Origin of the sequence: [Clostridium] hylemonae DSM 15053, assembly GCF_008281175.1 — a bacterium.
Classification (GTDB): domain Bacteria; phylum Bacillota; class Clostridia; order Lachnospirales; family Lachnospiraceae; genus Extibacter; species Extibacter hylemonae.
Genome location: NZ_CP036524.1, coordinates 116,322 through 128,633 on the forward strand (window position 1 = coordinate 116,322; position 12,312 = coordinate 128,633).

General features: G+C 46.7%; 14 protein-coding genes. 9 read left to right on the plus strand and 5 right to left on the minus strand.

Annotated elements, in window-relative coordinates; genetic code table 11:
* Positions 1–183: 183 nt before the first annotated feature.
* From LAJLEIBI_RS00560 to LAJLEIBI_RS00595, 8 genes are all read left to right on the plus strand, one after another.
* Entirely contained in the window at positions 184–1,308 is a 1,125-nt protein-coding gene (locus tag LAJLEIBI_RS00560) for a YkvI family membrane protein (protein WP_006444514.1), read from the plus strand.
* A 12-nt stretch (positions 1,309–1,320) separates the two neighbouring features.
* The gene (locus LAJLEIBI_RS00565; RefSeq protein ID WP_006444513.1) at positions 1,321–2,115 is read left to right on the plus strand and encodes an SDR family oxidoreductase; all 795 of its coding nucleotides are present in this window, start codon (positions 1,321–1,323) and stop codon (positions 2,113–2,115) included.
* A gap of 15 nt (positions 2,116–2,130) precedes the next feature.
* The gene (locus LAJLEIBI_RS00570; protein WP_006444512.1) at positions 2,131–3,375 is read left to right on the plus strand and encodes an aminotransferase class I/II-fold pyridoxal phosphate-dependent enzyme; all 1,245 of its coding nucleotides are present in this window, start codon (positions 2,131–2,133) and stop codon (positions 3,373–3,375) included.
* Positions 3,376–3,474: 99 nt separating this feature from the next.
* Positions 3,475–5,397, plus strand: a complete 1,923-nt coding sequence (locus tag LAJLEIBI_RS00575) for a sensor domain-containing diguanylate cyclase (protein ID WP_006444511.1) — start codon at positions 3,475–3,477, stop codon at positions 5,395–5,397.
* Between the two features lie 17 nt (positions 5,398–5,414).
* Complete coding sequence (locus tag LAJLEIBI_RS00580) at positions 5,415–6,314, plus strand: helix-turn-helix transcriptional regulator (protein ID WP_040435823.1); 900 nt, start codon at positions 5,415–5,417, stop codon at positions 6,312–6,314.
* Between the two features lie 67 nt (positions 6,315–6,381).
* Positions 6,382–7,209, plus strand: a complete 828-nt coding sequence (locus LAJLEIBI_RS00585) for a formamidopyrimidine-DNA glycosylase (RefSeq protein WP_006444509.1) — start codon at positions 6,382–6,384, stop codon at positions 7,207–7,209.
* Positions 7,210–7,229: 20 nt separating this feature from the next.
* The gene (locus LAJLEIBI_RS00590; RefSeq protein WP_040435822.1) at positions 7,230–7,862 is read left to right on the plus strand and encodes a CatA-like O-acetyltransferase; all 633 of its coding nucleotides are present in this window, start codon (positions 7,230–7,232) and stop codon (positions 7,860–7,862) included.
* A gap of 118 nt (positions 7,863–7,980) precedes the next feature.
* Positions 7,981–8,430, plus strand: coding sequence for a hypothetical protein (locus tag LAJLEIBI_RS00595; protein WP_040435913.1), 450 nt, complete (start codon positions 7,981–7,983; stop codon positions 8,428–8,430).
* 26 nt (positions 8,431–8,456) lie between these two features.
* Here the strand turns inward: LAJLEIBI_RS00595 and LAJLEIBI_RS00600 are convergent, their stop codons facing one another.
* From LAJLEIBI_RS00600 to LAJLEIBI_RS00610, 3 genes are all read right to left on the minus strand, one after another.
* Positions 8,457–9,296: a helix-turn-helix domain-containing protein gene (locus LAJLEIBI_RS00600; RefSeq protein WP_006444506.1), complete on the minus strand. Its 840-nt coding sequence runs from the start codon at positions 9,294–9,296 to the stop codon at positions 8,457–8,459.
* A gap of 161 nt (positions 9,297–9,457) precedes the next feature.
* Positions 9,458–9,784, minus strand: a complete 327-nt coding sequence (locus LAJLEIBI_RS00605) for a sporulation initiation factor Spo0A C-terminal domain-containing protein (protein WP_006444505.1) — start codon at positions 9,782–9,784, stop codon at positions 9,458–9,460.
* A 160-nt stretch (positions 9,785–9,944) separates the two neighbouring features.
* A complete protein-coding gene (locus LAJLEIBI_RS00610) occupies positions 9,945–10,271 on the minus strand; it encodes a sporulation initiation factor Spo0A C-terminal domain-containing protein (RefSeq protein WP_006444504.1) in 327 nt (108 codons plus the stop codon).
* Between the two features lie 308 nt (positions 10,272–10,579).
* On the opposite strand from LAJLEIBI_RS00610, the gene LAJLEIBI_RS00615 reads away from it, so the two are divergent.
* Entirely contained in the window at positions 10,580–10,876 is a 297-nt protein-coding gene (locus LAJLEIBI_RS00615) for a phage holin family protein (protein WP_187120309.1), read from the plus strand.
* Between the two features lie 53 nt (positions 10,877–10,929).
* Here LAJLEIBI_RS00615 and LAJLEIBI_RS00620 read toward each other — a convergent pair whose 3' ends face one another.
* A complete protein-coding gene (locus LAJLEIBI_RS00620; RefSeq protein WP_006444501.1) occupies positions 10,930–11,724 on the minus strand; it encodes an SDR family NAD(P)-dependent oxidoreductase in 795 nt (264 codons plus the stop codon).
* 77 nt (positions 11,725–11,801) lie between these two features.
* Entirely contained in the window at positions 11,802–12,308 is a 507-nt protein-coding gene (locus LAJLEIBI_RS00625) for a YbhB/YbcL family Raf kinase inhibitor-like protein (protein ID WP_006444500.1), read from the minus strand.
* Positions 12,309–12,312: the final 4 nt, after the last annotated feature.

The following is a 12,312-nucleotide window of genomic DNA, read 5'->3' on the forward strand; positions in this document are numbered from 1 at the left end:
TTTCTTGAATTCAGGTCCGTTTTTCTGTTTGTCAATTCATTCACATTGGTTCAAGTGTAAACCGGCAGAAAGGATTTTATAATAAAGCCATAGCAGCAATGCTGCAGAGGATCCGGCCGCAGACAAAATGACGGTCTGCGGGCAACACTTAACACTACATTTTTTAGAAAAGGGGGAACAGATATGGAAGAAAACAGGGCGAAAATTGGACAGGTGATCGCCATAGGCGGGGCGTTCATGGGATTTGTCATCGGCTCCAGCTTCGCGTCGGGACAAGAATGCATGCAGTATTTCAGCGGCTTTGGCGTGGCAGGAAGTATCGGGGCCGGGGCGATAGCGCTCATACTTTACGCATGGTTCGTAAGCACGATCGTGGAAGACGGAAGATATCTGAAGCTGAATAACTCCGGCAAGATGTTTAATTTCTACCTCGGCAAATATCTCGGGTTTGTGATGGAATGGTTTACGCCGATCATGTTGTTTTTCGTATATTCCATGATGATCTCAGGCGCAGGTTCGACGTTTGAGGAGTATTATGGAGTGAACGGGAATATCGGACGTGCGGTCATGATCATCGCTTCGCTTGGAACTGTCCTGCTCGGGCTTGAGAAACTGGTCAAGATCGTGGGCTACATCGCACCGGTTCTGCTCGTTGTTACGATGTTCATCGGCATCTTATCCATTGTGAACAATCCGGAAGGCATCGCGCTGGCAGATCAGAACCTGAAGACAGTCCAGGTGAATACGAATTTTAATAACTGGGCGTTATCAGGACTTATGTATGGCGCGTATACGGTCACGGGGGTCGTGCCATACCTGGCGGATATCGGGAAATCTACGGCGACGAACAGGAAGAACTCTATACTGGGAGGTCTGTTTGGAGGAGGCGCTTTCCTGATCGCCGTAATGATCCTGAACTTCGGGCTTCTGGCCAATATCACGGATGTCTACAACCTGGAGATCCCGTCTCTTTTTGTGGCGGCATCTATAAGTCCGGTATTTGGTCATGTTTTTTCCGTGCTGTTGCTCCTTGGTATCTATACAACGGCGGTGCCTATGCTTTATACGGTCTGCAATAAAATATCCTCTGACGGAAAGAGCAGGGCATACCGTATCGCAGCCGTTGTAACAGCCATCGTGAGCATTTTCGGCGGACAGCTGTCGTTCTCGACAATGATCAGTATCATTTATCCGATTTCCGGATATGCGGGCATCGTAATTTTTGCCGGAATGATCTACACTAAGTATATCAGAAAGAAAAAATATGAAGATTTTGATGAAGCAGATGTTCTTATCAAGAAAATATAAAGGAGGATCATTATGAAAAAAGTATTGGTAACCGGAGGCACACAGGGAGTTGGTCTTGAAACTGTAAAATTACTGCTCGGACAGGGATATGAGGTACATATTACATACCGGCGCTCTGCGGGTAAGGCAGAGGAGCTTATGCGGGAAAATCCGGGGCGCCTGTTTGCGTATAAGCTGGACCAGGGAAAACTCGAAGAGATCGAGGATGCTGATTTTCTGACAGAGCATGAATGGTACGGCGTGATTTTTAACGCTGCCCTCGGCTCAGGGACTGTCAAAGATTATGCAGAACAGGGAGACCCGCTGAAAGCGGCAAATGATGTGGCGATGATGACGGTAAATGCCCTTGGCCCTCTTTGGATATACAAAAAGATCCAGCCGGTGATCGAGGCAAAGACGGAAAAGACAAAACTGATCTTCATTTCCTCGGTCGGAGGCGGGATCGCCTGTTTCCCGAAGTTCACTTTAAGCGACGGCATGAGTAAATGTGCGGTGGCATATCTTGCCAGACAGCTGGCGGCAGAAAATACACACACGCCGATCGACGTATTCTGCATCAGCCCGGGGGCGATCGAGACACCGATGTTCTATTCCAGTACATTAAAGGATATGACGCCGGAGGAACGGGCGGCGTTTGATGCCGCACAGGCGAAGAAAAGACTGATCCAGCCGTCCGAGATCGCGTTCTGGCTGGGAGAACTGCTGCGGGATGAATCTACTCTCATGCATGGAGCTAATATTGACGCTACCATGGGGCTCGGCGTGCGCCCCGGCATACAGACAGAGGCGGGACTGGAACACAATTAAAGGGAGGTGGGCAGAATGCTCGAATTTTTATCAGAACGCGGGAAAAAGTGGGTTCGGACCTTGCCGCCGCTCGTGAAGGCCCATTTTGATAATTTTTATAATATGTATGACAAAGAGACAAATCCGAAAGGCTTGATCAATATGGGGACCGCGGAAAGCCATCTCGTCAACGGGGAAGTCTGCGGCCTTCTGCGAAAAGCGGCAGAGCGCATGGATCTGACAGGGTACAATATCCATTATAATAAGTTCGAGGGCAGTGATGAGTTCCGCTCGGCCATCGCGGACCACTGGCAGAAGCTTATTTTCGGAGCCGGAAGCGAAGTGAAGCTGAGGAAAGAGAATGTGGCGGTATGTGCAGGCTGTACAGTTGCGCTTGAGACGCTGGCTACACTTCTGGCGGAGCCGGGAGATGTGTTCCTCATTCCGTCGCCATATTATTCCAGCTTTGTAGATGACATTCATGAACGCGCAGGGGTGATCCCTGTCGGTGTACCCTGCGATGAAAGTCTGGACAGAGAAGCGTTTGAAGAGGCTTATGCAGGAGTGGTGAAGGAAGGGAAAAGAGTGAGAGCCGTGCTCTTTTCTTCGCCGAATAACCCTGTCGGGACGGTATACGGCGAGGCGGCGGTGCGGGGTCTGCTTGACTTTGCCATGGAGCATGACCTGGATGTGATATCCGATGAGATATACGCGCAGACCGTCTTTGATCCTGAGGCTGAATTTGTCAGCACGCTGAAGCTGGTTCCGGATGCATACCGTCACAGAGTGCACGTCACGAGCAGTTTTGCAAAGGACTTTGTCCTGTCCGGGTTCAGAACGGGCTTGTGTATATCGTTTAACCCTTGTATTATACAGGGATTTGCATCGATCATATATTACTCCTGCGTCTCCTCCCACACCCAGTCGCTGCTCACGGCCCTGCTGAGATCCCCTGAGCTTCCCGGCATCATGGAGCTATCAAGAAAGCGGCTTGCGCAGGCATATGATATGATCACCAACGGGTTTGAAGCGATAGGCGTACGGACGATGAAGGCGCAGGCCGGCATATTTGTTATGGCAGACTTTTCTGCTTACATGGAAAAGCAGGAATTTGAGGCGGAACATACATTGTGGGAAAGGATATACAATGAGCTGATGATCAATGTGTCTCCGGGGCAGCTGTTTGGTTGTACCAGACCGGGCTGGTTCCGCGCGTGCTATGCTTTTGACCGCGACACGGTGGAAGAGGCGTGCCGGAGGCTTAAGACACTAAAAATATAAAATTGAAGAGACAGATTTCATTTTAATTTTTTACTATGAACGGCAATATGATGTTATAATTGTAGTTAAATAGCTTTTGTGCTTCATGAAAGGGAACCTATGCAGAAGATATTTAAGAAGTATACGATTATAATAATGTCTATTGCCGTTCTTTCTATACTTGTGATCAATTTTTTTCTTTCGGAAAATGCACTGCGGGGAAGGCAGCTTGAAACATTTCACGCAAAGATAGACCAGGTTATCCAGACAATGGAAAATAACCAGACAGAGCTGGCTTCCATTAAAAAGAACCTGGACGAGGATTACCTGACCCGTGCAAGGGCTGCGGCTTATGTGGTGGAGAAGAATCCCGGAGTGCTTGACAGTGTGGAGGAGCTTGAGAATCTGGCTTCCCTTTTGAATGTGGATGAGCTGCATGTGACAGAATCAGACGGGATCATCCGTTATTCCTCCGTTCCAAAATATATCGGCCTGGATTTTCATAACGGGAAGCAGATGAGAGGCTTTCTTCCCATACTGGAAAGCGCAGGCGGCGATGAGTATATTATACAGGAGGCACAGCCTAACACAGCGGAAAAGAAGATGATGAAGTATGTGGGCGTCTCAAGGAAGGGCGTGAAAGGACTTGTGCAGGTGGGACTTGAGCCGGTGCGCCAGATGGAGGCACAGGAGAGAAACACGTATGATTATATATTCTCCAGATTCCCGACAGATGTGGGGGAAGGCTTCTTTGCGATGGACGTGGACAGCGGGGAGATTGTCGCGTACACCGGACGAAGCGAAGAGATAGCCGGACTGGAAGATCGCGGTCTCGAGAGTCTGAAAAAGTGTGAGACAGGGGCGTTCCAAACTCTGGCCGGCGGGACGCAGAACTATGTCGTCACGAGATCCCATGAAGGCGTGCTCATAGGCGCATTTATATCGAATGCCGCGCTGTACCACACTTTCTGGAAAAATATACTGCTTACATTTCTCTATCTGCTGGCTGTGGAGATCGTTGCGGTACTCTTGCTGAACTATCTCGTGAAACAAAAGGTCGTAAGCGGCATACACAAGCTCCGGGACGGCCTGTCCAGAATAACAAAAGGAGAGCTGGGTACGACAGTGGAAGTGGGAGGCGCTCCGGAGTTCTTCGACTTAAGCCATGGCATTAACTCTATGGTAAAAAGCGTCGTGAACAGCTCGGACCGGATCTCGAAAATCATTGCCATGTCACAGATCCCTCTTGCGGCGTTTGAGTATCAGAATGATATGGACTATGTCTTTGTTACGTCCAAACTAGGAGAACTGCTCGATATGGATAAGGAAATGCTGGAGCGGTATACGAAAGAACCGGCGGCATTTTTGCAGATGATCCGTGTGTTCATGGAAGGTCCGGTTGAAAATGAAGAGGATGTGTACCGCGCCGGCGCACAGAAATATGTGCGGATCCATTTCACCATAGAGGAGACGGGGTATTATGGAACGGTTACAGATGCCACGAAAGAAATGATGGATAAGCGGCAGATGCTGTATGAAAATAACCACGACCAGCTGACCGGGCTTGCGAGATATCCGTACTTTAAAGAGACGGCTTCACAGGTACTGTGCAGTTTAAAAGAGGATGAAATATGCGCCTGTGTCATGATAGATCTGGACGCATTCAAAAGTATCAATGATACGTATGGGCATGATGTGGGGGACAGGTATCTTCAGGAGTTTGCGCAGGTCATGAAAGAGCTGCCGAAAGATCATTGTCTTGTGTCAAGGCGTTCCGGAGATGAATTCTGTATCTTTGTCTTCGGATTCGAGACGGAAGACGAGATAAGGACTCTGCTGGATGGGTTCTGGAAGGAGCTGCATACCAGGGCAGTCAGCCTTGGAACAGGAGAGAAATGTATGATAAGTGCCTCCGGCGGTTATGTATGTACGAATGACAGAGAAATGAGCATGATCAGGCTGCTTCAGCAGGCAGATAAGGAATTGTACGAAGTAAAACGAAAAAACAAAGGACACTACTCTTGGCGGCAGTGTACGAGATAGATAAGGAGCGTACGGATATGAAAAGCAGCAGGCTTTTTCAAATTTTATATCTGCTGATGGAGCGCCGCGACGTGACCGCGGGCATGCTTGCAGAGCGGCTGGAAGTCTCTGTCAGGACAATATACAGGGATCTGGACGCGCTGTCGGCGGCGGGGATCCCGGTATATGCCCAGAAGGGACAGGGAGGCGGGATCCGTCTGATGGAAGAGTTTAAGATGGACCGTTCCCTGCTGAGCGGGGAACAGCAGGAGCAGATCCTGACGGCGCTGCAGAGTCTCGACTCGGTAGGCGCGATCGAGGGCAGCAGTCTTCTCACACAGATGTCCGGCCTGTTCGGTAAAAAGGCCGTTGGATGGCTGGAAGTTGATTTCGGCAGCTGGGGAGCTATGAAGAAGGAGAAAGAATATTTTGAGATATGCAGGGAGGCGATCCTTCACTGCAGGCTTTTATCCTTTGAATACTTTAACTCTTCCGGCGGCTGGTGTGAGCGGACGGTGGAGCCGCTGAAGCTGTGTTTTAAGGGCGGCAACTGGTATGTGTCCGGGTATTGCCGCAGACGGCGTGGGTTTCGTCTGTTCCGTCTGAGCAGGATATTGAAGCTTTGTATAGAAGATGAGACATTTACACCAAAGGTGTACAAAGAAGGGGAGCGCCCTGAGCCGGTTCAGGAGATGATCCCCATGAAGATCCGGTTCTCCGGCGAGGCGTCTTTTCAGGTGATGGACTTTTTCGCTCCGGATGACATCGAGGTGGAAGAGGACGGGACTCTTCTTGTAAATACCGCATTTCCGCCGGGCATATGGATCAAGCGGTTTCTGCTTTCGTTTGGCGCCCTTGCGAGGGTGATCGAGCCTGAGTGGGTGTGCCGGGAGCTGCTGGAAGAAGCAGAAAAAATCCGGATGTTGTACGATATATGACAGAGGTTGTCATATTTTCCGGTGTATGATGGCGGCAGAATGATAAAAACGAGGGAGGTAAGAGAATATGATCGAATTGCCGGAGGCGCTTGCAAGGGCAGCAGAGCTTGATAAGACGATCGCGGGAAAGACGGTGGCGAAGGTGTATCCGCCTTCTTCACCGCATAAATTCTGCTGGTTTAATGGGGAGCCGGAAGCTTATGACAGACAGCTGCGGGGAAGAGAAGTGCAGAAGGCGGAAGGGTTTGGCATCTTTGTGGAGCTTCGGTTCAGTGGTGGCTTTGGACTCTGTTTTAATGACGGCGTCAATGTGAGGCTGCTTGAACCGTCCGCCGGGCTGCCGGAAAAATATCAGCTGCGGATCGATTTTACAGACAGCTGGGTGCTGATATTTACGGTGGCAATGTATGGAGGGATTCTCTGCTATGAGCATACGTGTGCCAATGAATATTATGTGCTGAGCAAGGAGAGACTGTCTCCGCTTGCGGACGAATTTGACGAGGAATATTTCCGGGGACTTCTGGCAGGTGTGAAGCCTGGCATAAGTGCGAAAGCGTTTCTGGCAGCAGAACAGAGGATTCCGGGGCTCGGAAACGGGGTACTGCAGGACATTCTCTTTCGAGCCGGGATCCACCCGAAAAAAAAGGTCGGGAAACTGACGGCGGAAGAGACAGAACGCTTATTTGGGAGTGTCAAGGGAGTGCTGGCAGAAATGTCCCGCCTTGGCGGCAGGGATACGGAAAAGGATATTTGGGGAAGTCCCGGGAAGTATCCTACGGTTATGTCTAAAAACACATACAGAAATCCTTGTCCTATATGCAAAGGAGAGATAGTCAAGACAGCGTATCTCGGCGGCTCGGTCTATTATTGTCCCCGCTGTCAGCCGCTGGATTGAAATTGAAAGGAGAATCAGCTATGGCGAATTCATATAAGGTCATTGACGAAAAAAACTGGAAGAGAAGCATGCATTGTCAGGTGTTCAGAAACAGTGTGGAGCCTGCATTCTGTGTGACTTTTGAGCTGGATATCACGAACTTTCTGAAGGAAGTAAAGGTGAAAGGCTATTCTTTCACGATGTCGCTCATATATACGGTCACAAAATGCGCCAACAATATCGAAGAATTCCGCTACCGGTTTGTGGACGGGCAGGTGGTCCTGTTTGACCATATAGATACGGCTTTTACATACATAGATAAAGAGACAGAACTGTTTAAAGTTGTAAATGTTCCCATGAAAGAAACGGCGGAGGATTATGTGAGAACAGCACTGAAAGCGGCGCGGGAGCAAAAAGAGTATTTTACAGGGCCTCTTGGAAACGATGTGTTCCAGTTTTCTCCATTTCCGTGGGTGTCATACACGCATATATCCCATACAAATTCGGGCAATAAAGAAAATGCCACCCCGCTGTTTGACTGGGGGAAATTTTTTGAAAGGGATGGCAGGATTCTGCTGCCGTTTTCGGTACAGGCCCATCACTCCTTTGTAGACGGCATACATGTCGGAAAGCTGGCAGATTTACTTCAGGATGCACTCAATAAAACGATATGACCCTTTTGTTATCTGTCTTAAAAAGTGTATTGGTACAATATGCGGCATGGCAGATCTGGAGATCAAAATTATAAAACTGGAAAAGAAAGGTATAAGATATGCGGGAGGTAAAAAAGATATGTGCCGGGAATGTTATGTAAATGAGAGCAGAATTACGCCGCTTTTGGGAGCGCGGGAGTGTCTGGAAAACCATACACAGTATATCTGCGGAACATGCGGCCGCTGTATCTGTATACAACGTGACGAGAAGCGGGGACTGCAGAGATGGAATTTTCCCTTCAAGTCGCTGGAGATAGCGAGATTGTATTTAAGAACCGCTGACTATACAGTAAAGCGGCCGTGCGGTATATATGAGATGAAAAACAGCAAAGGACGGGTCTCCTATAAAATCTTTGCGTGTTCTGAAGATTTTCAGGATTATCTCAGAAAGAACAGAGATAAAGAGGCTACACAGGCAGAACCATTGTTTACTGCAGGCAGATTTGTAGAATATCCGGATACAGAGGTCCGCCGGCTGACTTCTGACGAAGTTGAGAACTATCTGTCCGAAAGACGGCAGCCGGATTAGTCAGCCGCAGCAGGCTCTGTCCTATCCTATTCTGTTCTGCGTGAATTAAGATAATGTGCGCCAAAGCAGACGGCCGCTAATACAGACAGGCCGAGCGTGTTCATCAAATATTCTGAAAATGTCTGCCCCGGCTGCCGGGTAAATAAAAAGATCACGCGGTTTATTCCGATGCTTGCAGGTATGGCCAGCAGAAACGATATTCCTGTTGCGCACAGTTTTCTGCCGGGAAGAATGAAAAAAACAATGTAAATACACCAGAGTACGATAGCAGTGATGACTGATATGCAGGCGCCAAGAGTAAAAACAAGCGGCTGTTTCAATATCAGGCTTAAGGCTGCCAGATAAGGTATCACGAGAACACTCGCCGCGGCGAGTGTTTTTTTGATGATTTTATTTTTTGCCTTAAAAGAAGGCAGAAGAAATACCCAGCAAAAAAGGAGGGAGACAATGACGATCAAAGACCAGGACAGTGAGCTGTTCAGGCAGAAGTCGCAGATCAGACATGTGACTATCGCAATAAGAAAGGATGCGGTCAGCACGATCAACATAATATGTCTGTTTCTTTTCAGCTTAAGCTTTGAACTTCTGTCAGAATAGTGCAGCGCTTCTTCCACCATAGCTTCCGCATGTTCAGGCTGCTCTTCTGACGCGCGTTCTCCGTTCAGAAGTTCGCTGGTAGTCACATCCAATACTTTAGCCAGAGGGATCAATAGAGATATGTCGGGACAGCTTATTCCACGTTCCCATTTTGATATTGCTTTATCGGTCACATCAAGTTTTTGTGCCAGATCTTTTTGGGTCAGATTCTTTTCTTTTCGCATGACACAAATGAATTTCCCCGTTTTTTCACTTTGATTGATTTCCATATTCTTACCTCTCTTCGTTTCAATTCTACTGTATTTGCCAGCCGTTGGCAACAGTATAAGAGTATTATGAGGGCGAATCAACCGATTCCTGGTTGAACAGGGACTCTACCGCTGGTTTACCTCGATCAGGAGATCAAAAGAAAGGAGCCCGCAGAGCGGGCCTATCCTTCCTGGCATAAGTAATTGTAGAGAATATCAATAAATTCTCCGTTGGCTGGTTTCTGTTTAAGTTCATAACCAGTGATGCTTATAAGAAGATCACGGTTGCCTTTATACCAGCAGTTTGCAATAGCAGTACGGATACAATGGTCTACATTATCTCTGGAAGTACCAAAATGTGCCGCGATATCCATATACAGAGTTTTGTAGACAGAAAGCAGGTATTCTTCGTTTGATAAGCACAGCTGCAGCGCATACAGAAGGAAGTGAAATCCTTTCAGCGTAGACCGTATGCCGAGCCTTAGTAATAAAGCTCTTGGTTTATTCATAATGCCTCCTCACGACCTTACAGAGTAATTGTATACGCTGCGCTCATATATAGAAGAATAGGGACATAAACAGATGATAAAAAGGCATAAACGACAATATTCGACAAATTCAGACAAATAATGATAAGGTGTTGAAAAGAAAGAGGCCCGTAAAATGGGCCTATGCTTCCTCATATAAGTAATTATAGAGAATGTCTATGAATTCTCCATTGGCTGGTTTCTGTTTAAGTTCGTAGCCGGCGATACTTATAAGAAGTTCCCGGTTGCCTTTATACCAGCAGTTAGAAATGGCAGTGCGGATACAATGGTCTACGTTATCTCTCGATGTCTTGAAGTGCACTGCGGTATCCATGTAAAGAGTTCTGTAGATAGAAAGGAGGTACTCATCGTTTGACAAGCACAGCTGCAGAGCGTACAGAAGGAAGTGAAATCCCTTCAGTGTAGACCGTATCCCGAGCCTTAACAGCAAAGCTCTTGGTTTGTTCATAATGCCTCCTTATGACCTTACAGGCATATTGTATACATTATGATACGGTTTGGAGAAATATAGATAAAAAAAGATTATAATAGATAAAAATAAAGGAAAATAGATGAAAAAAGAAATAAACCGAAATGTAACGACATATAAACAAAAGAACTATTTCTGATTCAGAAAGATTTTTACATATGCAGATAAGCAATATTTGTTCATGTCCCTCTTTGTCCCTGCAGCTGCTGATAAGATAACACTGTCAAAAACAGATTCGTATGATCTGCCGGACCTTATTAGCGGCAAGTAGAAGGAGGAAAAAAATTATGGAACAAATTATGAATTATATAAAACCGGAACTGATGACTGTTGCGATCGCATTATATTTTTTGGGTATGTGGTTCAAACAGGCTGCGTTTCTGAAGGACAAGTACATACCGCTGGTCCTTGGCATTATCGGCATCTTCATGTGTGGTATTTGGATAATGGCAACGGCCAGCTGTGCCACGGCCCGGGATATTGCAATCGCGCTCTTTACAGCGGTCGTCCAGGGGATCCTGGCGGCGGGAGTGAGCACATATATAAATCAGCTCATAAAGCAGGCTGGAAAAACAGAGGAATAAATAATCTGAGACGGCTTTTTCCTTTTGCCGTCGTGCGGCAGAATTACCGCATACTATTTACTTGTCTTTTGATTGTGTTTAGAGTTACCGGAGTAGGAAAATAGCGGGTCACATAATTTAAAGCTAAAATTCTCTCTATCTACTGTACCAACTATTTTATTGCTATCATATAATTCCAACAAAAACGCTGCCATTTGCTGGCTGGTGTGATATGTTCCAAACAATTTATCATAGTCATAATTGCTGACATCGTTTGCTACTTTTCCAAACTCTGTTTTTGTCGCGGCGGGGGCCAGCACTTTTACCTGCATTTTAGCGCCGCTTTCTCTTAGTTCGTGTGCTAATCCCTCTGTAAACGTACTTACATAAAATTTTGCAGCACAATAAGTGACAGCGGTAGGTACAATCGTATACCCTCCGGCAGAAGAGAGGTTAATGAGTTGTGTTCCCGCAATGTCTCTGTAGTCCCGAACGAAAAGTGATGATAGAATTGTGAGGGCTTCAACATTCAGATGAAGCATGGTTTCAATCTTTTTTAGATCTTGCTGTGCCACGCTGTCGTAGTTTCCAAAGCCTGCATTGTTAATCCATGTTTCCAGCGAATAATCTTTCAAGTCTGTATAGAGACGATATACATTTTCCAAAATAGACAGATCCGTGACTTTGATTACAATATCCAGTGCCGGATATTTCTGCAAGATTTCATTCTTTAAGGCTTCAAGATTATTCTGACGGCGGGCGACAATGATCAAGTTTTTACTGCGGGCGGCAAATGCTTTTGCTGTCTCATAACCAATACCAGAACTAGCCCCTGTAATGACTGTGTATTTTTCTGATTTCTGTACCATTGAAAAACCTCCTTGTGAAACTGGACGATAAGATCGGCTTTTATCGTCGGGAAATCGAAAAAGCAAAACAAGATGTGTTATACTTTATCATAGCTGCCTTTTAATGTGAATTGGGCTAAAATATGTCCTTCCATTTTTGAATACAACTCATTTAGGAAAAATCCGTTATTAAGCTCCAACAATTTATCTAATGCGAAAACGTGTAGTTCATAGATATGCGCTCGGTCTGGGGGTGTCATTCCTCCGTAGAAACAAGATAACGCTTTGCTTTGCTGATTCCCTTGAATACTCGTCCAACTGTTGTTCCCCTGCACAAAGTCTTGAGCTTTCTGGCTCTCGTTCTCTTTTAGTTCTCTTCGTGTGATATTTGCAGCCAGCCAGTGTACCCAGACAAATCCTCCTGTAACAGGATAGGCGTCTTTATCTTCCAATACAAGGGCGAATGATACCGTCTCTTTTGGGGCATTTTCAATTTTAATTGGCAGAGAACAGGTCGGGATGCCATTTTCATTAAATTGTGTTCCTCGCCCGCCAAATTTGTCTTGAATAGTATTATCAATAATTCCTGTACTTGTTACATTCATAACA